The organism is Streptomyces venezuelae (genome assembly GCF_008642315.1).
In the GTDB taxonomy this organism is placed as follows: Bacteria; Actinomycetota; Actinomycetes; order Streptomycetales; family Streptomycetaceae; genus Streptomyces; species Streptomyces venezuelae_D.
The window spans coordinates 5,056,327-5,078,077 of the sequence record NZ_CP029192.1 but is presented as its reverse complement, the minus strand read 5'-3'; the positions used below and the strand labels follow the sequence as shown (position 1 = coordinate 5,078,077).

General features: G+C 72.7%; 18 protein-coding genes and 1 pseudogene. 9 read left to right on the top strand and 10 right to left on the bottom strand.

The genetic code is table 11. The annotated features are described in order from the left end of the window. Positions 1 to 20: 20 nt before the first annotated feature. The gene (locus tag DEJ48_RS22270) at positions 21 to 932 is read right to left on the bottom strand and encodes an SDR family NAD(P)-dependent oxidoreductase (RefSeq protein ID WP_150217853.1); all 912 of its coding nucleotides are present in this window, start codon (positions 930 to 932) and stop codon (positions 21 to 23) included. A gap of 89 nt (positions 933 to 1,021) precedes the next feature. Here DEJ48_RS22270 and DEJ48_RS22265 point away from each other — a divergent pair, with 89 nt between their 5' ends. Next, positions 1,022 to 1,972: a cyclase family protein gene (locus DEJ48_RS22265; RefSeq protein ID WP_150217852.1), complete on the top strand. Its 951-nt coding sequence runs from the start codon at positions 1,022 to 1,024 to the stop codon at positions 1,970 to 1,972. A gap of 707 nt (positions 1,973 to 2,679) precedes the next feature. On the opposite strand, the pseudogene DEJ48_RS22260 reads toward DEJ48_RS22265, so the two are convergent. The 3 genes and pseudogenes from DEJ48_RS22260 to DEJ48_RS22245 all read right to left on the bottom strand — a co-directional run. Continuing rightward, positions 2,680 to 3,087 (bottom strand): annotated as a pseudogene (locus tag DEJ48_RS22260) (ATP-binding protein); the annotation flags it as partial. A 442-nt stretch (positions 3,088 to 3,529) separates the two neighbouring features. Further along, the gene (locus tag DEJ48_RS22250; RefSeq protein ID WP_150217851.1) at positions 3,530 to 4,381 is read right to left on the bottom strand and encodes an acyl-CoA dehydrogenase family protein; all 852 of its coding nucleotides are present in this window, start codon (positions 4,379 to 4,381) and stop codon (positions 3,530 to 3,532) included. An 8-nt stretch (positions 4,382 to 4,389) separates the two neighbouring features. Beyond that, the gene (locus DEJ48_RS22245) at positions 4,390 to 5,532 is read right to left on the bottom strand and encodes an acyl-CoA dehydrogenase family protein (protein ID WP_150217850.1); all 1,143 of its coding nucleotides are present in this window, start codon (positions 5,530 to 5,532) and stop codon (positions 4,390 to 4,392) included. A gap of 189 nt (positions 5,533 to 5,721) precedes the next feature. Between DEJ48_RS22245 and DEJ48_RS22240 the strand changes: the two genes are divergently transcribed. Further along, positions 5,722 to 7,302: a class I adenylate-forming enzyme family protein gene (locus DEJ48_RS22240; protein ID WP_150221311.1), complete on the top strand. Its 1,581-nt coding sequence runs from the start codon at positions 5,722 to 5,724 to the stop codon at positions 7,300 to 7,302. Here DEJ48_RS22240 and DEJ48_RS22235 read toward each other — a convergent pair. Further along, positions 7,286 to 7,798, bottom strand: coding sequence for an EF-hand domain-containing protein (locus DEJ48_RS22235; protein WP_150217849.1), 513 nt, complete (start codon positions 7,796 to 7,798; stop codon positions 7,286 to 7,288). The genes DEJ48_RS22240 and DEJ48_RS22235 overlap by 17 nt on opposite strands. A 203-nt stretch (positions 7,799 to 8,001) precedes the next feature. Here DEJ48_RS22235 and DEJ48_RS22230 point away from each other — a divergent pair, with 203 nt between their 5' ends. Further along, complete coding sequence (locus DEJ48_RS22230) at positions 8,002 to 8,436, top strand: hypothetical protein (protein WP_223832149.1); 435 nt, start codon at positions 8,002 to 8,004, stop codon at positions 8,434 to 8,436. Between the two features lie 3 nt (positions 8,437 to 8,439). On the opposite strand, the gene DEJ48_RS22225 is transcribed toward DEJ48_RS22230, so the two are convergent. Continuing rightward, positions 8,440 to 8,814, bottom strand: coding sequence for an STAS domain-containing protein (locus tag DEJ48_RS22225; protein WP_150169152.1), 375 nt, complete (start codon positions 8,812 to 8,814; stop codon positions 8,440 to 8,442). Positions 8,815 to 9,101: 287 nt separating this feature from the next. Between DEJ48_RS22225 and DEJ48_RS22220 the strand changes: the two genes are divergently transcribed. After that, the gene (locus tag DEJ48_RS22220) at positions 9,102 to 9,698 is read left to right on the top strand and encodes a sigma-70 family RNA polymerase sigma factor (protein WP_150217847.1); all 597 of its coding nucleotides are present in this window, start codon (positions 9,102 to 9,104) and stop codon (positions 9,696 to 9,698) included. After that, complete coding sequence (locus DEJ48_RS22215; RefSeq protein WP_150217846.1) at positions 9,695 to 10,999, top strand: zf-HC2 domain-containing protein; 1,305 nt, start codon at positions 9,695 to 9,697, stop codon at positions 10,997 to 10,999. The genes DEJ48_RS22220 and DEJ48_RS22215 overlap by 4 nt, the downstream gene beginning before the upstream one ends. 42 nt (positions 11,000 to 11,041) lie before the next feature. On the opposite strand, the gene purU is transcribed toward DEJ48_RS22215, so the two are convergent. Together purU and DEJ48_RS22205 are read right to left on the bottom strand one after the other, a co-directional pair. Next, a complete protein-coding gene (gene purU, locus DEJ48_RS22210) occupies positions 11,042 to 11,923 on the bottom strand; it encodes a formyltetrahydrofolate deformylase (protein WP_150217845.1) in 882 nt (293 codons plus the stop codon). Between the two features lie 88 nt (positions 11,924 to 12,011). Further along, positions 12,012 to 12,512: an SCO4402 family protein gene (locus DEJ48_RS22205; protein WP_150184685.1), complete on the bottom strand. Its 501-nt coding sequence runs from the start codon at positions 12,510 to 12,512 to the stop codon at positions 12,012 to 12,014. A gap of 118 nt (positions 12,513 to 12,630) precedes the next feature. Here DEJ48_RS22205 and DEJ48_RS22200 point away from each other — a divergent pair, with 118 nt between their 5' ends. Then, entirely contained in the window at positions 12,631 to 13,905 is a 1,275-nt protein-coding gene (locus tag DEJ48_RS22200) for an ABC transporter substrate-binding protein (RefSeq protein ID WP_150217844.1), read from the top strand. Between the two features lie 31 nt (positions 13,906 to 13,936). Here the strand turns inward: DEJ48_RS22200 and DEJ48_RS22195 are convergent, their stop codons facing one another. Both DEJ48_RS22195 and DEJ48_RS22190 read right to left on the bottom strand, forming a co-directional pair. Then, positions 13,937 to 16,396, bottom strand: coding sequence for a hypothetical protein (locus DEJ48_RS22195; RefSeq protein ID WP_150217843.1), 2,460 nt, complete (start codon positions 16,394 to 16,396; stop codon positions 13,937 to 13,939). Positions 16,397 to 16,555: 159 nt separating this feature from the next. Further along, positions 16,556 to 17,944, bottom strand: a complete 1,389-nt coding sequence (locus DEJ48_RS22190) for a transcriptional regulator (protein ID WP_150217842.1) — start codon at positions 17,942 to 17,944, stop codon at positions 16,556 to 16,558. A gap of 326 nt (positions 17,945 to 18,270) precedes the next feature. Between DEJ48_RS22190 and DEJ48_RS22185 the strand changes: the two genes are divergently transcribed. The 3 genes from DEJ48_RS22185 (at position 18,271) to DEJ48_RS22175 (ending at position 21,456) form a co-directional block, all read left to right on the top strand. Beyond that, positions 18,271 to 18,930, top strand: coding sequence for a bifunctional DNA primase/polymerase (locus DEJ48_RS22185; RefSeq protein ID WP_150217841.1), 660 nt, complete (start codon positions 18,271 to 18,273; stop codon positions 18,928 to 18,930). A gap of 103 nt (positions 18,931 to 19,033) precedes the next feature. Further along, a complete protein-coding gene (locus DEJ48_RS22180) occupies positions 19,034 to 19,834 on the top strand; it encodes an ABC transporter ATP-binding protein (RefSeq protein ID WP_150221310.1) in 801 nt (266 codons plus the stop codon). Next, complete coding sequence (locus DEJ48_RS22175) at positions 19,831 to 21,456, top strand: transporter (protein WP_150217840.1); 1,626 nt, start codon at positions 19,831 to 19,833, stop codon at positions 21,454 to 21,456. Before DEJ48_RS22180 ends, DEJ48_RS22175 begins: the two co-directional genes overlap by 4 nt. The last annotated feature ends 295 nt before the right edge of the window (positions 21,457 to 21,751 follow it).

Here is a 21,751-nt window from a genome sequence, read left to right as displayed (position 1 = left end):
CGACCCAGCCCACCTCCACCTCACGCGTTGGGCCGCTCCCTCCCCGCCGCCGCCTTGGCCATCGCCTCCAGCTGTGTCAGCAACGGCATCGGATCGGTGCCGACCGTTCCGGGCAGGAAGTCCGCGATCTTCTCGGGGGTCCAGGCCCCTTCCGCGTACCCCGCACGCAGTTCGCGCGGCTGTGCCCAGACCGCGATCTTGGGGCCGGCGATCGTGTAGACCTGGCCGGTGATCTTCTCGTCGCGTGCACGGTCGCTCAGCAGGTACGTGACGAGCGCGGCGACGTCCTCGGGCTCGCCGATCTCCTTGAGCTCCATCGGCACGTTCGCCGACATCCGCGTACGGGCGACGGGCGCCACCGCGTTCGCGGTCACCCCGTACTTGTGCAGCCCCAGCGCCGCGCTCCGCACCAGCGAGATGATCCCGCCCTTCGCCGCGCTGTAGTTGGCCTGCGCGACCGAGCCCTGGTGGTTGCCGCTGGTGAAGCCGATCAGCGTGCCCGAGCCCTGCTTCCGCATCACCGCGGACACCGCGCGGAACACCGTGAACGTGCCCTTGAGGTGCGTGGCGACCACCGGGTCCCACTCCTCCTCGGACATGTTGAACAGCATCCGCTCGCGCAGGATCCCGGCGACGCACACCACGCCGTCCACCCGCCCGTACTCGGCGAGCGCCACGTCGACGATGCGCTGCCCGCCCGCCATGGTCGAGATGTCGTCCGCGACGGCGACCGCCTGGCCGCCCGCGGCCTGGATCTCCTTGACCACGGCGTCGGCCACCTCGCTGGCCGGCTCGCCGCCCTCCATGGAGACGCCGTAGTCGTTGACGACGACCTTCGCCCCCTCGGCCGCCGCGGCCAGGGCGACGGCCCTGCCGATGCCGCGCCCGGCGCCGGTCACGGCGACCACCTTGCCTGCCAAGAAGTTCCCCACGTCCGGCCCCTTCCCGCGGTTTCTGACGGACCGTTAGATTTTATGACCCGTCAGATGCCGGAAGACAACCCCCGTGGAGGACCCAGACCATGCCAGTCGAAGAAACGCCGCCCCCGGCCCTCCCTCCCGAGTTCCACGACATCGCCAAACGCGTCTCGAACTGGGGCCGTTGGGGCGCCGACGACGAGATCGGCACGCTCAACCTCATCACCGACGACGTCGTACGCGCCGCATCCGCGGAAGTCCGCACCGGCCGCCGCGTCCCGCTCGCGCTGCCGCTCAAGGAGGACGGCGTACAGACCGGCCTGATCCCCGGGCGCGTGAACCCGCTGCACACCATGGTGCAGATCAACCAGGAGCTCTTCGGACCCGGCACCGTCGCCACCAGCGACGACGCCGTGACGATGGGGCTGCAGACGGCGACCCACTGGGACGCCCTCACTCACGCCTCGCACTCGGGGAAGATCTACAACGGCCGCTCCGCGGACACCATCACGGCTCACGCGGGCGCGCGTTTCAGCGGCATCGACAAGGCCCGGCACGTCGTCTCGCGCGGCGTCCTCCTGGACGTGGCCCGCGCCAAAGGGCTCGACCGCCTGCCGGGGGACCACGCGGTCACGCCCGAAGACCTGGACGAGGCGGCGGAGTTCGGGCGTGTCACGGTCCGCGCGGGCGACATCGTGCTCGTGCGCACGGGGCAGATGCAGGTCTATCTCGCGGGCGACAAGCACGCGTACGGCCATCCGTCCCCCGGCCTCTCGGTCCGCACGCCCGAGTGGTTCCACGCGCGGGACGTCGCGGCGGTCGCGAACGACACCCTGACCTTCGAGATCTTCCCGCCGGAGATCGAGAACCTGTGGCTGCCCGTGCACGCGCTCCACCTCGTCGAGATGGGGATGATCCAGGGACAGAACTGGAATCTGGAGAACTTGTCCACAGCCTGTGCAGAAGTCTCCCGCCACGCCTTCTTGCTGTGCGCGATGCCGGAGCCGTTCACAGGCGGCACGGGCACTCCGGTGGCGCCGGTCGCCATCCTCTGACCCCGCGCGAGCGCGACCGGGGGGGAACCGGCCGCAATCGACCTCGACGGTCCTGCACGGAAGGCGGCGCGTCGGATGTCGCCCCCAGTACGCCACCACGCACGCCGCCGACCGGCTTTGAAAGGGCGACTCACGTTGCGCCAAGGACCTGCGGCACCGCGCCTGCTGCACCGCGCCTGCGAGCCCTCGACGTCCCCTCACGGCGAATCGCTGCCCACAAGCGTGATCATTCGGGCACGGTACGTCAACACCGTGTCGGGGATTAATGAACTACGCCCCTTTTGCCCCGCCAGCGCACGGGAGCGCGCACAGCAGCACAGGACGGCGCATGCGGGCTCTCAGGCCTCGCGCCGGACGAGCGGACAGCGTCACACCGCTTCGTAGGCGATGTCCACGTCCCCGAAAGCCACCCGGCTGCGGAGCGCCCTCTCGTGCGCCGCGCCGTCGCACGCGGTCACCCCGAGAGGCGTCGTCGCGTCGCAGGCCGTCGGCCCGTGCGCGAGGCCTCCATGCGCCAGGTCCCCGTACGCCAGATGGCGGGCCGGACCGTGCGCGGGGTCCTGCACCAGGCTGCCCGCCGAGCCGCGCACCGACGGAGCGCAGGCCGCCTCGTCGTGGGCCTGTCCGTAGCCCTGTCCCGCACAGGCCTGTCCGTCGTACGCCTGCCCGTCGTGGGTCGTGCCCTCGAACTCCACCGCCGCGACGCCCGGCTCGCACCGGTCGACCTCGCACCAGATGCTCTTGCCCGCACCCTCGGGCTGCCAGCCCCAGCGGTCGGCGAGGCCGTCGACCAGCTCCAGGCCGCGGCCGTTGGTGTCGTCGCCGTCCGCGTGCCGCTGGGCGGGCGGACGGGCGCTCCTGTCGGCCACCTCGACCCTGACCGTCCCGGGGGCGTCGGCGAGGACGCGCGGGAGCAGCATGCGCAGCACAGCCGGACAGCCGGTGTGCACAACGGCGTTGGTGACGAGTTCCGAGATCAGCAGGATCAGCGTCTCGGCGACCGGCTCATCGGCCTCTATCCCGGAGCCCGCGAGCCTGGACCGCGCCCATCGTCTGGCCCGCCCCACCTCCGCGGGATCGGCCCCGACCTCCAGCTGAACTTGAAGCACCTGCACCGCTCACACCATCCGAACCGGCGGACACATCGCCTCGCGACTCCACAGGGTCACCGAACGTGATCCCCTTGGGAGACAGCATGATTGACGTTCAGTCACCCCAACAAGCGCTTCGGGCATATTCCAGCGCGAAGGAGTACGCGTACTGCATACTGTGCGACGCGCACCGTGGGGGGTCGAACAGGCGGCGGCCGAGCCCCGCCCTGCGCCGCGAGCGGTGCGCATCGCCGGATCCGGCGCCACCACATGGGCAACTCCGGCATGGTTCGGCCTCAGGACCACTCGCATCTCACACAAGGTACCCGAGCCGGACACCGACTCCGTGCCGTGACGAGTCACGCGTAGGACACAACCCGATATCGACGCTGAGTAGTCCCCGTCCGGGCGGCACCAGAGGGACGAAACAACGGGCAAAGCGCACGATATCGGACAGACCAATTTTTCAGGGAGCCTCGATGAGCGCCTCGGCGAGCTCCTCCTCGGCGGCCCGCGCCGACCTCCCGAGCTCCGCCCGCACCCAGGCCCGCTTGAGGTGCAGATGGACGTCCGACTCCCAGGTGAACCCCATGCCGCCGTGCACCTGAAGACAGTCCCGCGCATTGCGCACGGCCGCGTCGTCGGCCAGCAGCTTGGCGGCGGACGCGTCCAGGCGGTCCCCGGTGACGGCCGCCGCGTACACCGCGGCGCGGGCGAGCTCGGCGCGTACGAGCATCTGCGCGCAGAGGTGCTTCACCGCCTGGAACGCGCCGATCGGCTGCCCGAACTGCTTGCGTCGCCGTGCGTATTGGACGGCCGTCTCGCAGGTGCGTACGGCGCTGCCGAGCTGTTCCGCCGCATAGAGAAGCGCCCCGCGGTCGAGGCCGCCCGCGTCCGGAACGCGGTGCAGCGGTGTCAGCGGGTCGACGGACCGCAGGGGGACGGCGCCGGCCGCCTCGCCCTGGACCACGTCCGCCTCGTCCAGCCACGGCACCAGCGCGCCGTCGACCGCGGTGACCACGGCCTCCCCCGTCGCGGCGCCGGGCACCACCCCCGCCGCAAGGAACGTCGCGACTGCGGGCCCGGGCAGCAGCACCCGCCCCGCCTCCTCGAAGACCAACACGGCCTCCGGGAGCCCCAGTCCGACCCCGCCCTCCGCCTCGGGCAGCGCGAGGGAGAAGAAGCCCGCCTCCCCCAGCTCGCGCCAGAGCGCGCGGTCGAGCCGGTCCGTGGCATCCCGCAGCGAGAACCGGCCCTCCAGGAGCTGTCGCATGCCGGCCCGCAAGGCCCGCTGGTCGTCGTCGAGTTGGAAGTCCACGCGAACCCTCACCGGCCCTTCGGGAGGCCGAGGATGCGCTCGGCCACGATGTTCTGCTGGATCTGCGAGGTCCCCGCGGCGATCGTGTACGAGAGCGAGGAGAGGCGGTCGAGGGTCCACTCGTGGGCGAGGTCGAGCGAGCCCGCGCCGAGCACCTCGGCGGCGGCGTCGTACAGCTCCTGGCGCGCGTGCGAGTAGCGCAGCTTGAAGACCGAGCCGCCCACCCCGGGGACGCCGCCGGTGCGCTGCGCCTCGCTCACGTTCCACTGCGTGAGCCGCCACAGCGCCGAGAACTCGGCGCTCAGCCGGCCGAGCCTGCGCCGCAGCGCCGGGTCGCCCCAGCGGCCGTTCCCGCGGGCCTCGCGGGCCAGCTCGCCGAGGACGCGCCGGCAGGCCACCACCTCCCCCACGAAGGCGGTGCCCCGCTCGTACGACAGGGTCACCATCGTCACGCGCCAGCCGTCGTTCTCCTCGCCGACCCGGTTCGCCACGGGGACGCGCACGTCGTCGAGGAACATCTCGGCGAACTCCGTGGACCCCGCGAGCGTGCGCAGCGGCCGCACGGTGATGCCGGGGGCGTCCATCGGCATCGCGAGCCAGGTGATGCCCCGGTGCTTCGGCACGGCCTCGCTGACGAGTGCCGTCCGCACCAGGAGCTCGCACCAGTCGGCGACCTCCGCGTGGGAGGTCCAGATCTTGGAGCCGCTCACCACGTAGTGGTCGCCGTCCCGCCACGCGCGCGTGCGCAGCGACGCGAGGTCGGATCCCGCGTCGGGCTCGCTGAAGCCCTGGCACCACACCTCGTCGCCGCGCAGGACGGGCGGCAGCCACCGGTCGCGCTGTTCCGGCGTGCCTTCGGAGGCGATGGTGGGGCCCGCGTGGAGCAGGCCCACGAAATTGGCCCCTACGTAGGGGGCGCCCGCCTTTTCCGTCTCCTCCAGGAAGATGAGGCGCTGTGTCGGGGAGGCGTCCCAGTGGACCTCTCCGTAGCCCGCGTCGTACAGCAGGCGCTGCCACGCGGTGTCGTAGGCGCGGCGTCCCGGCCAGTCCTGGGGCGAGGGCTTGGCGGGGAGCTCGGGCAGCACGAGCGAGAGCCAGTCGCGCAGCCCGGCCCGGAAGGCTTCCTCCTCGTCGGTGTACGTGAGGTCCATGCGGTGCGTCCCTCCGGCCTCGGTCGTCACACGGCATGGGGTGTCCGACCCGTATCTGATGACCCGTCAGACGGCAGGCTAGCCCCGCGCATCTGGACCGACAAGGCGCCGGGGCTTACGCTCTCGGCACGATCTGACGAGGCGTCAGGTCGAGGTGTGCGCCCGGGAGGGGATCGCATGAGGACCTCGGTGAACGAGACCGCGTACGCACTGGGAGAGTCCAACACCCTCTGGGAGCTCATCGCGCGCCGCGCCGACCTCACCCCCGAGGGGCCCGTCCTCGTGGAGGCGGCCGCCGAGCCCTCCGCCGACCGGACGCTCACCTTCGGTGAGCTGCGGGACCGCTCCGAGCGCGTCGCCGCCGGACTGTACGAGAGGGGCGTACGGCCCGGCACGGTCGTCGCCTGGCAGCTGCCCACCCGCATCGAGACCGCCCTGCTCTCCTTCGCGCTCGCCCGCCTGGGCGCCGTCCAGTCGCCCCTGATCCCCTTCCTGCGGGACCGCGAGGTCGGCTACGCACTCCGGGAGTCCGAGGCGGAGTTCTTCGCCGTGCCGGGCGTCTGGCGCGGTTTCGACCACACGGAGATGGCCCGCCGACTCACCACGGAGGGCGAGAGGGAGATCGAGGTCTTCGAGGCGTACGCGTCGCTGCCCGAGGCCGACCCGGCCGTGCTCCCCCCGCCGCCCTCCGACGGCACGGCGGTGCGCTGGATCTACTGGACCTCGGGCACCACATCCGACCCCAAGGGCGTTCTGCACACCGACCGTTCACTGATCGCGGGCGGCTCGTGCCTGGCCCACGCCCTGCGTCTCGACGCGTCGGACGTCGGCTCGATGGCGTTCCCCTTCGCCCACATCGCGGGCCCCGACTACACCGTGATGCTGCTGCTCTACGGCTTCCCCGCCGTCATGTTCGAGCACTTCGCGCTGCCCGCGTCGCTCGACGGCTACCGGCGCCACGGCGTGACCGTGGCGGGCGGCTCGACGGCGTTCTACTCGATGTTCCTCACCGAACAGCGCCAACTGCCCGAAGGGCAGAAGGTCATCCCGACGCTGCGCCTGCTCGCGGGCGGCGGCGCGCCCAAGCCGCCGGAGGTCTACCACGCGGTGGTACGCGAGATCGGGTGTCAGCTCACGCACGGGTACGGCATGACAGAGGTGCCGATGATCACCATGGGCGCCCCCGACGACACGGCGGAGAACCTCGCGACGACGGAAGGGCTGCCCCCCGAGGGCATGGAGATCCGCATCACGGACGCGGACGGCAACGAGCTGCCGCCCGACACGGACGGCGAGGTGCGGCTGCGCGGGGAGGCCGTCTGCCGGGGCTACCTGGACCCGGCACAGAGCGCGGACGTCTTCGACGCCGACGGGTTCCTGATCACCGGGGACCTCGGCCACCTCAGGAAGACCGGCCATCTCGTCCTCACCGGGCGGGCGAAGGACATCATCATCCGCAAGGGGGAGAACATCTCCGCCAAGGAGATCGAGGATCTGCTCCACCAGCACCCGGCCGTCGGTGAGGCGGCCGTCATCGGCCTGCCCGACCCCGAACGCGGGGAACGCGTCTGCGCGGTCGTCGAACAGCGCGCGGGCACCGGCACGTTGACCCTGGAGGCGGTCACCTCGTACCTGCGCGGGGAAGGCCTCTCCACCTACAAGCTGCCGGAGCAACTGGAGCTGGTCGAGGCGCTTCCCCGCAACGAGACCCTGCGCAAGGTCCTCAAGTACAAGCTGCGGGAGCGCTTCTCCGCTACTCGGGAACGGTGAAGTACTGCGCGAAGGCCGTGACGACCTCCTGCTCCGAGACGCGGCCGTCGCCGTCCGCGTCCAGGGCGTCGGCCACCGCGGTCGCGACGTCCTCGGGCACGCCCAGCGCCTTCAGCGCGCGCCCGGCCTCGGCCGGGGCCACCGTGCCGTCCGTGCCGGCGCCCGCGACGCCGATCGCGGCGTGCAGGAACGGCCGCGCGATCTCCGCGAACCGCTCCGGGTTGTCGCGCAGCCGCTTCACCGCGCCGCCCACGAACTCGTCGCGGGTGATCCGCTGGTCGCCGTCACGGTCCGCGATCCCCGCCATGCCCTGCCAGAACGCCTCGGCCCCGATGTAGAGGGCCTGCCCCTTCTCGGACCGCGCCGTGGCGTCGAACTCCGCGCACAGGGCGGCTGCCGCCGTGCTGAAGTCCTCACGGGAGATGTAGCCGTTGCCGTCCTGGTCGAAGGTGGCGAACCGGGCCGCGATCCTACGCTCGTACTCGGCACTGTCCATGATCTTCGGGCCGCCTCACTTCCGCGGTTGGGTACGTGTTCAGGGGCTGTTTCCCCAGCTGCGAGCGTACGTGCTGACGGCCGCCCGGAGGCGGGAAAGCGGTGCTTGTGTCAAGACCGCCGGAAATCCGGGACAAGAGTGTTCCACGGGTGTGATGTGCTGCACTGTGCTGCGTGGAAGCGGTGGCGGCAAGTGTCATAGCGGTGCTGGGAACTCTCCTGGGTGCGGGGCTCACCCACTCCTTTCAGCGGAGGGCGATCGAGCGGACGGAACGGTTCACCCGCGGGGAGAAACTGCGACAGGAGCGCATAGACGCGTACTGCGCGTATGCCGGGGCACTGGTCAACTACCGGCGGATCCTGGTCGACCGCTGGTTCAGCAGGGCGGAGAACCGGCACGAGGAGATCGAGGAGTTGCGCTTCCGTTCGTACGAGATGAGGTCCGACGCGCAGGAGGCGCTGTTCCGCGTGCAGCTGCTCACCAACGACGAGGAACTGGTGCGGCTCGCCTGGGAGACCCTCGACCACGTGGCGGACGTGCACCGGGCGGACGACAGGGACGCGCTGGCCGAGCGGCGCCGCGTCTCGCGCGACGCCATCAACTCCTTCGTGGCCGCGGCGAAGCGGCACGTGGGCTAGGGCCTACGCGGAGAGCGGGGTGGCGCCGTCGTCCAGGGCCGCCGGCACGTCGGGGAAGACCTCGAAGAGGCGGCGTACGCCGAGCGCCGCGAGGACGCGGTTCACGTGCGAGCCGTCCTCGGCGCCCTTGGCGGGCAGTATCAGCCGCAGCCTGCCCTGGAAGGACCGGATGAGACGGCGCGTGGCGATCAGCACGCCGACGCCGCTGGAGTCGCAGAACAGCACTTCGGAGAGGTCGAGCACGATGCGGCGGCGGCCGTCGGCGACAGCGTCGTGCACGCGCTGACGCAGCACGGGCGAGGTCAGCAGGTCCATCTCGCCGGAGACGCACAGCACGGCCCAGCCCTCCTGCTCGCCCACGGTCACCTTGAGCGTCACGCGCCACGCCTCTCGCTCGCCGTTGCCTGCTCCGCGCCTGCGGAGTGATTGCGGTGTGATCCGGAAGCAGTCCTTACGTTTCGTTCTGCTTCAGCTGCCCCACCTGCCTCCCATGAAACACCAGCGGGCCGCCGTCAATATCATCCGGCCTCCGGCGGAGTGCGCGCTTTGCCGCAAACAGGAGTGCGCTGTCAGCGGCGCCGACTACATTCGAAGAGGGCAGGAACCCGAAGTACCGTTCGAGTAGGCAGCAGAAGCAGCACGAGGCAAGCGCACGAGGGGGCCGCATGCCGAAGGACGCGCCGCGGCGCTGGGACCGCCGCATGCAGCAGCGGCTCGCGCACGGGGAGGCCGCCGCGCTGGGCGAGCTGTACGACAGGTTCGCCTCGCTGGTGCATGGCCTGGCCCACCGCGTCCTCGGCGACGAGAGCGCCGCCGACCGCATCACCCGCGAGGTCTTCGGCCACGTCTGGGAGAACCCCGACGCGTACGACCCGCGGCAGGGCCCGCTCCGCTCCTGGATCGCCACGCTCACCCACCAACGGGCCGTGCACCGGCTCCGCCAGACCGAGTCCGCGGCGCTCGCCCGCGGCGGCGAGGGCACCAAGGAGGACCTGGAGCGCAAGGTCCGCCGCGCCTCCGCGGCCGCCCGCGCGGACTACATCGTCACGGCCATGCCCACCCCGCTGCGCGCCGCCCTGGAGCTGGCCTACTTCCAACGCCGCGACTACCGCCAGACGGCCGCCGACCTCGGCGTCACCGAGGACGAGGCCCGCCGCAGACTCCGCCTCGGCCTGCAGCTCCTCTCCACGGCCAACGACACCGGCGCCCCGCCCGCCCCCCGCATCCACGACACCTCGCCCGGCCCCGGAGCCGCGCTGTGACCGGCACCGACCGCCCCGGACCGCACGAAGAGCCCGACCGCCGGGACCGCGCGGACCACACGGACGGCCGCGCGCCGCGCATACCGCTGCCGCGCGCCTCCGTCGAGGACACCGGACAGACCCTGCCCGACCCGCCGCCGGCACCCGAGCCGCTCGTCCTGGAGCACCGCGTCCTGAAATCCCTGCTCGGCGCCTGGGCACTCGCCGCCTGCTCCGCGGAGGAGGCCACCGCCGTCGAGGAACACCTGGGCGACTGCGGCCCGTGCGCGGAGGAAGCGCTCCGGCTGCGCGACGCCGTCGGCCTGCTCCACCCCGAGGAGAGCCTCGACCTCGACCCCGGCCTGCGCACCCGCGTCCTGGAGAGCTGCCTCGGCAGACGTCCGCCGCGCATCCCGGTGCCGGAGTGGGCCGTTCCGTACGACGCGGAGACCGCGCGCCTCGACGCCCTGCTGCAGGACATCGGCGACGCGGAATGGCACGCGCCGGTGCGGCTCCGCTGGTTCGACGACGAAGGGCCCGTCAGCAGGAAGACGACCGTCGCCGGGGTCATCTCGCACCTCCTGGCGGTCGACGGCATGGTCGGGCTCGCCCTCGGCCTCGACGACCCGCTCGGCCCGGAGGTCAGGGTCCCCCGGGACCCCTCCCACCGCACGGAGGCGTACTGGCGGGCGTCGCACTTCCCGCCCACCCGCGCGGTCCGCACCCCGTGGCGCGAGCAGACGCACGAACTGATCCGCACCGTCTCGTTCGCGGGCGGGGGCTCCGGCCGCCTCCCCGTGCCGTACGGAACGGTGCCCGTCCCCGGCGGCACAGGACCCGAACAGGAGCAGGCCATCGAGCTGCCGCTGCGGGACTCGATGGTGGACCGCGCCTTCGAGTGCTGGATCCACGCGGGCGACATCGCCGACGCGGTCGACTATCCGTACGCGCCGCCCGCGCCCCGGCACCTCCACCGCATGATCGACCTCGCCGCCCGGCTGCTCCCCGGCACGCTCGCCGAGCGCCGCCGCTCCGGACTCGCCACCCCGCCGCGCCGCCTGGTCGCGGCGGGCGCGCCGGGCCGCAGCCTGCGTCTGGAGATCGAGGGGCTCGGCGGCGGCGAGTGGCTCATCCCGCTCGACTCCCCCGCGGCCACCGGCTCGCGGGAGCACGAGGTGGCGCATGTGGCGCTGGACGGCGTCGAGTTCTGCCGCCTCGCCGCGGGCCACGTGTCGCCGGAGGAGGCGGCCGCGGGACAGGACGGCGACCGCGAGGCGATCCGGGACGTGCTGTTCGCGGCGGCGTCGCTGAGCCGGATGTAGCGGAGTCCGGGGTTCCCCCGGACTCCGCTCAAAGACAGGCTCTCAGGCGAAGACGACCGTGCGGCGGCCGTTCAGGAGGATGCGGCGCTCCGCGTGCCACTTCACGGCCCGCGCCAGCGCCTGGCACTCCACGTCACGGCCGATCGCGACCAGCTGGTCCGGGGTGACGCCGTGACCGACCCGCTCGACCTCCTGCTCGATGATCGGGCCCTCGTCGAGGTCGGCCGTCACGTAGTGCGCGGTCGCGCCGATCAGCTTCACGCCGCGGGCGTGCGCCTGGTGGTACGGCTTCGCGCCCTTGAAGCTCGGCAGGAACGAGTGGTGGATGTTGATGATCCGCCCGCTGAGCTCCTTGCACAGGTCGTCCGAGAGGACCTGCATGTAGCGGGCGAGGACGACGAGCTCCACGTCCAGGGAGCGCACGAGTTCGAGCAGCTGCGCCTCGGCCTCGGGCTTGTTCTCCTTCGTCACCGGAATGTGGTGGAAGGGGATGTCGTACGAGGCGACGAGCTCGGCGAAGTCCTTGTGGTTGGAGACGACCGCGGCGATCTCCACGGGCAGCGCGCCGATCCGGGAGCGGAACAGCAGGTCGTTCAGGCAGTGCCCGAACTTCGACACCAGCAGGACCACGCGCATCTTGTCCTCGGCGCGGTGGATCTGCCAGTCCATGTGGAAGGAGTCGCCGATCGCGGCGAAGCTCGCCCGCAGCTTCTCGACGGTCACCGGGGCCTCGGCCGAGAAGTGGACGCGCATGAAGAACAGTCCGGTGTCGTGGTCGCCGAACTGCTGGCTGTCCTCGATGTTGCAGCCCGTCATGAAGAGGTAGCTCGACACGGCGTGCACGATGCCCTGCTTGTCGGGGCACGAGAGGGTGAGGACGTACTGCTCAGCGGGGGCGGCGGGCGCGGCGGACTGCTCGTTCATGCGGCCAAGGTTCCCACAGCGGACACCGCCGACGGCAATCGTCCCGCCAGGCGGACCTGTCGGACCGACCCGTCGGGCGGACCGGTCCTCAGGCGGAGCGCGTCATGATCCGCAGCACTTCGAGCGTCTGCGGCGGTACGTCCGGGTCCTCGCCGTCACCGGCGGCCAGCCGCACGTGCGCGTCGCGGGCCGCGCGGACCGCCTCGGGCCACCCCGGGTGGTCCAGATAGACGGAGACCAGCGCGTCGGGCCCCACCTCGTGCATGATCCGAAGCACCCGCAGCACGGCCGTGTCGACGAGCGCCGCCTCCTGCGGGTCACGGAAGATCGTCCCGACGTATTTCTCCGCGGACCAGTTGTCCAGCCACGTGTCCTCGACCAGCCGGTACACGGCGTCGGTCACGTCCCCGTACTCCTCGCGCCCCGCGAGCCAGCACTCCCGCTGGAAGTCGGGGTCGGAGAGCATGTGCAGCGCCGAGCGCACGTTGCTGCGCCAGCGCCACCACGGCATGTCGTTGGTCGGCATGCCGCCCATGGTGCTGGAGCGACGGCCGCGACGGGAAGACTTCTCCGAATCTTGCACGGTCATGGATCGTACGTTCCCACTCGACGCACGCGAACCGGACCCCGCCCGTTCACTTTCATGTCACTGTCCGTTGAGTGCGAGTCACTCCGCGGTTGGCCGCGCAACGGAATCGTGCAGGGACATGACCGGCTGGCGACGCACCTTCCTCCCCCGCCCCTCCCGAACCGCAGCGCTCTCGGCGGCCGCCGTGGCGGCGTGTGCGTCGCTGATATCCGGTTGCGGGGTCATCCCTGGAACCACGGGGGGTTCCGGGGACGACCCCATCACCGTCATGACCTGGGCCCCCGAGAAGACCAAGGCCACCAACAAGCCCGGCGTCCCCGCCATGGCGCAGGCCTACGCCCGCTGGGTCAACGCCCACGGCGGCCTCGGCGGCCGCGAGCTCAAGGTCCTCACCTGCAACGACCACAACGACTCCGTCGGTGCCGCCGAGTGCGCGCAGCAGGCCGTCGACAACGACGTGGTGGCGGTCGTCGGCGCGTACAGCCAGCACGGCCGCTCCTTCCTCGGCCCCCTCGAAGTCGCGGGCATCCCCTACATCGGCGGCTACGGCGTCACCGACGACGAGTTCAGCAGCCCCCTCTCGTACCCCGTCAACGGCGGCGAACCGGCCCTCCTCGCGGGCAACGGCCGGCAGCTCGCCGCGCGCTGCGACCGGGTCTCCCTCGTACGGCCCGACACCCTCGCCGGGGACGAGCTCCCCAAGCTGCTCAACCAGGGCCTCGCCGACGGCCACCACAAGCCCGTCTCCGACATCCGCGCCCCCGAGGACGGCACCGACCTCACGCCGCAGGCCGAGCGGGCGCTGCGGGACGCGGGGGCGGACAACGGCTGTGTGACGGCGGCGCTCGGGGCGCGCACGGACACGTTCTACGACTCGTTCCGGCGCACCAGGGACGACTACCCGCCGGTCCGCATCTCCTCCGTGCTCGGCAGCGTCGACCAGTCCCTGATAGACCGCACCGGCGGCGCGAGCGGGCCCTACGAAGGGGCGTACGTCACCGGCTGGTACCCGGCGGCGGGCGACGCGCGGTGGGACCGGATGCGGGACGTGATCCGTGAGCAGGCGTTCGGCGACAACCGGGTCGACCCCTCGGACGCGGGCGTCCAGACGACGTGGATCGCGTACACCGTCCTGAAGCAGGCCGTCGAGTCGCTCGACGGCGGCGAGGTGTCGGCCCGCACGGTGCGCCGCGCCCTCGACGGCGGCCTCCGCGTCGAGACGGGCGGCCTCACACCGCCGCTGAGCTGGCGCTTCGAGGACCTCCTCGCGGCCAGCGAGTTCCCGCGCCTGATCAACTCGGGCGTCACGTTCCAGACGGTGCGCGACGGGCGGCTCGTCCCGGCGCGCGAGGGCTTCGTCAACGTGGAGAAGACGCTGGAACAGACGGCGTAGCCCGCCGCTTCTGCCGCTTCCGCGCTGCCCTCTACAGCTGGGTCTTGTTGCGCTCGGTGAGGCTGTACTTCCGGGCGATCGCGTTCCAGTGGTTCGCGGCCTGCTCCTTGGCGGTGGTCGCCGTGCCGCTCTCGCGGTTGCCCGCCGCGGCCTGCGGGGTGGCGCGGGCGTGGCCCTTCTTGCAGCCCCTCTTGCCCGCGACCTGGTCCGCCCAGGCGGCGTAGTGGTTGTCGGCCGCGGCGGAGGCCTTCCAGGCCTTGTTGAGCGAGGCCGTCAGCTGGTCGTTGGCGGGCAGCTTGTCGACCTTCAGGCCGGCGAGCCGGGTGACGAGGCCGTCGCGCTGCTTGGCGGCGGCGCGGAGGTCCTTCGCCGACTGGCCCAGGTTCTGGCACTTGCCGACGTTGCGTACGGCGGCGATGACCGAGTCACGGCTGTTGTTGCTGTCGGCGAGCAGCTTGTCCAGGGCGACGGCCTGGTCCTTGGCGGGGTCGGCGCTCGGCGACGGCCGCTCGTCGGGCTCGCCGGAGGCGGAGACGGGCCGGCCGTCGTCCTTCGCGTCGTCCTCGCCGCCGCCCGCGCTGAGGAGCGCGCCCGCGCCGATGCCGAGCACGGCGATGCCGACGCCGACGGCGGCGATCAGCGGCACCTTCGATCCGGTGCGGGTCCGCCGGCCCCCGCCGCCGTGACCGCCGCCCGCGGGCTCCGGGGCGGGTGCGGGTGCCGGGCCCTGGGCCTGGACGCGCGGCATCTGCTGGGTCGAGGCGGGACCCTCGGCCTCCGGCTCGGTACGGAAGAGACTGTCGAACTCGGCGGGCGGCTGCCGGTCGCCGGGGGCGCCGGGGCGGATGCCGTAGGGGGCGCCTGCGGGCTCGGGCGGCGCGGCGGGCCCTGGCGTCCCCGCGGGCCCCGCGGGGACGGGCGCGATGAACTGGGTGGGATCACTGTCGGACCCGGCCGCCGGCCCGCCGGCCCGCCCCAGGAACTGCGTGGCGTCGGCGGCGGGAGCCTCGGGCGGCAGGGCGCCGGGCCCCACGGGAGGTATGTACTGCGTGACCCCCTCGTCGGCGGCGACGGGAGGTATGTACTGCGTGGCATCACTGTCGGAACCGGCACCGGGCGCGGCGACGGGCGGCAGCGGAGCGCTCTGCCCGGCGGGTGGCAGCGCGGCGTGGGCACCCTGCGCCTGCTGCGGCGCGGCGTGTGCGCCGTGTCTGGGCTGCGACGAGGGAGGCTGCGGCTGCTCGGGGCGCGGCGCGGCGTGAGCCCCGTGCGCCTGCTGCGCCCCGTGCGCGCCCTGCCCCTGCGGGCCGGCATGCGCACCGTGGCCCGCACCTCCGGCTTGCCCCTGCCCGTAGGGGCCGGGTTGTCCTTGCGGGGCGCCGGGGCCGGTCTGGGGGTAGCCGTAGCCGGGCTGATCGGCGGGGGGCTGCGGACCAGCGGGGCCGGGTTGCCCCTGCGGGCCACCGGGGCCGGTCTGCGGGTAGCCGTAGCCGGGCTGGGCGGAGCCGGGCTGCTGGGCGCCGTAACCGGGCTGCTGGCCGGCCGGGCTCGGCTGGGGGTAGCCCTGTCCGGGCTGGGCGGCGCCGCGGCCGGGCTGCGAGGCGCCAGGGGCCGAATGCGGGTAGCCGTAGCCGGGCTCGGAGGTGTTGGGGTCGGGCTGCTGGGCGCCGGGGCCCGACTGCGAGTAGCCCTGACCGGCCTGCGAGGCACCGTAACCCGTCTGCGGGCCACCGGGGCCGGTCTGCGGGTAGCCGTAGCCGGGCTGGGCCGCGCCGGGGCCGGTTTGTGGGGCTCCGAAGCCGGGCTGCTGGGCGCCGTAACCGGGCTGCTGGCCGGCCGGGCTCGGCTGGGGGTAGCCCTGTCCGGGCTGGGCGGCGCCGGGGCCGGGGCCGGGCTGCGAGGCGTCAGGGCCCGACTGCGGGTAGCCGTAGCCGGGCTGCGGGCCGCCAGGGCCTGGCTGCTGGGCGTCGGCGGCCGGGGGCTGGGAGCCATAGCCGGGCTGCGGGGTGCCGTGACCTGGGCGGCCGCTGGGGGCGGGCTGCTGGGCGTCGTACCCGTACTGGCCGCCGGGGGCGGGCTGAGCGGTGCCGTAATCGGAGTGCCGGCCGCCAGGGGCGGTCTGCGGGTAGCCGTAGCCGGGCTGCTGGGTTCCCTGGCCCGGCTGGGGTATTCCCTGGCCGGGGGCGTGCGTGCCGTAGCCGGGCTGCTGGTGGCCGCCGTACGACGGGTCCGGCTGGGCGTGGTCGTTCTCCGGCGGGAGGGGCTGGGCAGAGGGTGTGGACCACTCCTGGCCCTGGCCCGAGGAGGGCGGACCCGCCGAGGCGGGGCCCCACGGCTCGCCCCACGGCGTGCCGCCCGCCGGGGCGGTGTGCCTGCCCGCGGTGCCGGGGAACAGCGGCTCGCTGCCGTCCGCGGGCAGCACCACGCCCTCGTGGGCGGGCCGCTGCTGCGGATCGGAAGAAGCAGCGCCCTGACCGCTCTGCTGCGTCACCGGGACTCCTACACCTGGGGGGACCTACGGAACCGTCGGGTCACGCTACCGGGTCGCCACATCCCTCTGCCACGCAGCTCAGAACGCCGCCCTCCGCACGGTGGCGGCAGTAACAAAACCTCCCTGTCAGACGCTGTTCTCGGGCGGGACGGGAGGATCTCAGGCCGCCTGGACGTCCAGGCGCGCCCCGAACTCCCGTACCACCGGCTCCTCGCGGTAGGGGTGGAGCCGCTCCTGGAAGTCCTCCAGGTACTCCGCGCCGCGGTTCGACCGCAGCGTGCCGAGGAGTTCGACGGCCTTCAGGCCCGTGTGGCAGGCCTGTTCCACCTCGCGCCGCTGCACCTGCGCCGTGGCCAGGAGGACCAGGCCGATCGCCCGGCGGCGCGCCCGCGTCTCCGGATGGCCGTCCAGGGATTCCTGGGCACTGCGCGCCGCCGCGTCGGCCTGGCCCAAGTCCCGGTGACAATGCGCCATTTCATCGGCCAGATACGCGTGGTCGAAGTGCCGGATCCAGACCGGGTCGTCGCCGGAGTCCTCGGATCCGGATGCCCGGTCCATCGCCTCCACCGCCCGCCCCGCCACGACCTGCGTGGCCCGTACGTCCCCGAGGAGCGCGTGTCCGCGGGCCTCGGCGGCGTAGAACATTGCCTCCGCGCGGGGCGTGACCCTCCCACGTGTCCCCTCCTGTGCGGCCCGCGCCAACTGCGCGATCTCGCGCGGGTTCCCGAGCTGCGCGGCGAGGTGACTCATCGACGCCGCGAGTACGTACCCTCCGTACCCCCTGTCGCCCGCGGCCTGGGCCAGCCGGAGCGCCTGGATGTAGTAGCGCTGGGCGAGGCCCGGCTGCCCCGTGTCGACGGCCATGTATCCGGCGAGTTCCGTCAACCGGGCGACCGCGGCGAAGAGTTCGCGCCCGACCGACTCCCGGTAGGAGCCCGCGAGCAGTCCGGAGACCACGGAGTTGAGGTAGTGCACGACGACCGGCCGCACATGACCGCTGCCGAACTGGTGGTCCAGCTGGGTCAGCGCCTCCGTCATCGCCTTGACCGCCGCCACGTCCGCCATGCCGACGCGCGGCCCCGCGGACCTGCCGACCTGCGAGTCCGGCGAGGAGATCAGCCAGTCGCGGCTCGGCTCGACGAGCGCGGACGCGGCCACGGACGATCCGGAGAGGAAGTCGCGGCGGCCGACGTCGCTGCGCCACAGCTCGCAGACCTGCTCGATGGCGCCAAGGACGGTCGGCGAGAACTGCAGGCCGACGCCGGAGGCGAGGTTCTTGCCGTTCGCCATGCCGATCTCGTCGATGGTGACGGTACGGCCCAGTTTGCGGCCGAGCGCCTCCGCGATGATGCCGGGCGCCCGGCCGCGCGGCTGCTGCCCGCGCAGCCAGCGGGCCACGGACGTCTTGTCGTAGCGCAGGTCGAGGCCGTGCTCCGCGCCACACATGTTGACCCTGCGGGCCAGACCGGCGTTGGAACAGCCGGCTTCCTGAATGAGCGCCTGCAGCCGTTCGTTGGGCTGTCGCGCGACGAGTGGCCTTGCGGCCATGGCGTACCCCCTGTGTGCACCGTGGACCATCGGAACGGGCGGCCGCCGTGGACCGCCTCAGGGTGATCAATGCCCTTGGGACAGAGCGAAGATGCGCCACAAAAGAAGCAAAAGAACCCATAAAGAACTACAAGTGCAAAACTGTACGGTCCGGGCTTCCTCCGGGCGTCCTCTTGTTGCCCGAGTCCTGGCTACCCGCACCCGGGAGCCAATCCCCATGCGCGCCCCCGCCCATGCACCCATGCGCCCCACTCGCAGGATCGATGCTCCTCCCCCGCCCTCGCGTGCGCCCGTAACCCGAGGTGGCACCAAGAGTTGAGAAGTTCGTGGAAGAGACCATCGGAGTCACGTCAGCCGCGCAGATCCCGAAGCAGCGCGGAGAAGCCTTGCTCGACACGGCCGTGCGGTACGCGGAGGAGCGTCACTGGGACGTGTTCCCGGGGACCTGGCTCGAGTCCGTCGAGGGCGTCGAGCAGTGCTCGTGCGGGGACACCGCGTGCGACGCGCCCGGCGCACACCCCGCCCGCGAGGACTGGGCGACCCAGGCCACCGGCAGCGCGACCGTGGCCCGACGGCTCTGGCAGAAGCAGCCCAAGGCGTCGATCCTGCTCCCCACCGGGCGCACGTTCGACGCGATCGACGTGCCCGAGACGGCCGGCTTCCTCGCGCTCGCCCGCATGGAGCGGATGGAGCTCACCCTCGGCCCCGTGACCTGCACCCCCGACCGCCGCATGCAGTTCTTCGTGCTGCCCGGCGCCACGGCCAAGGTCCCCGACCTGGTGCGCAAGCTGGGCTGGCCGCCGGCCGCCATCGACCTGATCGCCCTCGGCGAGGGGACGTACGTGGCCGGGCCCCCGACCCGCTTCGGTGCCATCGGCGCCGTCCAGTGGGCCTGCCGCCCCACCGCCGCCAACCGCTGGCTGCCGGACGCGGAGGAGATCATCTCCCCGCTGGCCTACGCGTGCGGCAGGGAAGCGCGCCGCTGACGACGGGCTCCGAGCCGCTGACCTCCCCCGTGCCCACCGCCGACGTATCGTGCGGACACGGCGGGACACCACGGACACGGCGGGCACGGCGGAGGGCGGCACGGTGACGGCAGCAGGGACGGAAGCGGAGCCGGGAGCGGCGGCGGTACGGATCCGGGGGCTCTGGAAGCGGTTCGGCGAGCAGGTCGCCGTCGCCGGGATCGATCTGTCCCTGCCCGCGGGCAAGTTCATCGGCCTGGTCGGCCCCAACGGCGCGGGGAAGACCACCACCCTCTCCATGGTCACCGGCCTCCTCCGGCCCGACCAGGGCACCGTCGAGGTCGTCGGCCACGACGTGTGGCGCGACCCCGTCGAGGTCAAGGCCCGCATCGGCGTGCTCCCCGAGGGCCTCCGCCTCTTCGAGCGGCTCTCGGGCCGCGAACTCCTCGCGTACACCGGGAGGCTGCGCGGGCTGCCCGGCGGCGAGGTCGACAAGCGGGCCACACAGCTCCTCGACGTACTCGACCTCGCGGGCGCCCAGCACAAACTCGTCGTCGACTACTCGACCGGCATGCGCAAGAAGATCGGCCTGGCCGCCGCGCTGCTCCACAACCCCGAAGTCCTCTTCCTCGACGAACCGTTCGAAGGCGTCGACCCCGTCTCCGCGCAGACGATCCGCGGCGTCCTGGAGCGGTACACCGCGTCCGGCGCCACCGTCGTCTTCTCCTCGCACGTCATGGAGCTCGTCGAGTCCCTCTGCGACTGGGTCGCCGTCATGGCGGCGGGCCGCATCCGCGCGCACGGCACCCTCGCCGAGGTGCGGGGCGCCGCGCCCTCGCTGCAACAGGCGTTCCTCGAACTCGTCGGCGCGCACGGCCGCACCACGGGAACCGACCTCGACTGGCTGGGCGGCGGCCCCCGATGACCACGGCCCGCTCCACGACCGCGCGCCCCGCCGCCCCCTCGGCGATCGCGCCCGTCCTCATCCGCCTGAAGCTGTCACTCCTGCGCAACGGCCTGCGCCAGTCCACGGGCCGTCGCGCCGCGTACATCGCGTCCGTCACCGTCGCGCTCCTCTTCGCCGCCCTCCAGCTCCTCGGGCTGATCGCGCTGCGCGGCAACACGCACGCCGCGACGGTCTGCGTCCTGCTCGTCGGGGTGCTCGCCCTCGGCTGGGCGGTCATGCCGCTGTTCTTCCCGAGCGGCGACGAGACCCTCGATCCGACGCGCCTGGTGATGCTGCCGCTGCGGCCACGACCGCTCGTACGGGCGCTGCTCGCCGCCTCGCTCGTGGGCATCGGCCCGCTGTTCACGCTCTGCCTCGCGGCGGGCGCGGCGGTGGCCCTGGCCCACGGCGCCGCGGCGGCGGTCACCGGTGTCGTCGCCGTCGTCCTCACCCTCCTCGTCTGCGTGGCGCTGGCCCGCGCGGTCGCCGCCGCCAACATCCGCCTGCTCACCAGCCGCAAGGGACGCGACCTCGCCGTCCTCAGCGGCCTGGTCATCGCGGTCGGCGCGCAGGTCGTCAACTTCGGCGCGCAGAAGCTCGGTTCCTCCGGCCTGTCCACGCTCGACCCGGCGGCGGACGTCGTGCGCTGGATCCCGCCGTGCGCGGCGCTCGGCGCGGTCGACTCGGTCAGCCGGGGTGCGTACGCGACGGCGGCGGCCCAACTGATCCTGACCGCCGGGGCCCTCCTCGCTCTCCTCACCCTCTGGCAGCGGAGCCTGACCCGGCTGATGACGGCACCGGACGGCTCCACGATCGCGGCCGCCGAGCCGGACAAGGGCACGTCCCGCACGTCGGGCGCCCTCGGCGGGCTGCTGCCCGCGGGGCGCACCGGCACGGTCATGGAACGCAGCCTCCGCTACGTCTGGCGCGACCCGAAGACCAAGGCGGCCTGGGTCACGTCCCTCGCCATCGGCCTGATCGTGCCGCTCTTCAACGCCCTCCAGGGCACCGGATCCGTCTACTTCGCCTGCTTCGCGGCGGGCATGCTCGGCGTCCTCATGTACAACCAGTTCGGGCAGGACACCTCGGCGTTCTGGATGGTGGCGATGACGATCTCGTCGCCCCGCGACGCGTACGTGGAGCTGCGCGGGCGGGCCCTCGCGCTCCTCCTGATCACCCTCCCGTACGCCGCTCTCGTCACCGTCCTGACGACCGCGCTGCTCGGCGACTGGCCGGCCCTGCCGGAGGTCATCGGCCTCTCCTTCGCCCTGCTCGGCGCGATGCTGGCCACGGGCGCGTGGTCATCGGCCCGCTTCCCGTACTCCATCCCGCAGGAGGGCTACAAGAACGTCGCCCCCGGTCAGGCGGGCCTCGCCTGGATCTCCATCGTCGGCGGCATGGTCGCGGCGGCCCTGCTGTGCGCGCCGGTCCTGGCCCTCACGATCTGGCTGCACGCCTCGGGCGCGACGTCGTGGACCTGGCTGCTGCTGCCGCTCGGCGCGGTCTACGGAGGAGCGGTCACCGAGGCGGGGCTGCGGCTCGCGGCGCCGCGGCTCGCGAGGCGGCTGCCGGAGATCCTCACGGCGGTCAGCAGGGGCTGACGTGCGCGTCCCGCGCACGGCAGGGAACGCAGACGACCCGCGAGCCTGGGTCCCAGCCGCCTGAGGCGGAGGGAGCCGGCCGGACGTACCGGCGGCTCGCGGGTCGGGTGACTGCTCGGGTTTGGGCCGGCTGCACGCTCGTCACTCGTGCTGGTCCGGCACCGCACTGGGTGTGGTGGCAGGCCGCTAGCCCGCAGCCACCTCTCGCGTCCGCAATGAAATCACTGCCGGATCACCTCCTTTCTTCGAGTGATAAACACCTTAGGAAGCGGCGTCGGGCGGCTCAACCGATTTT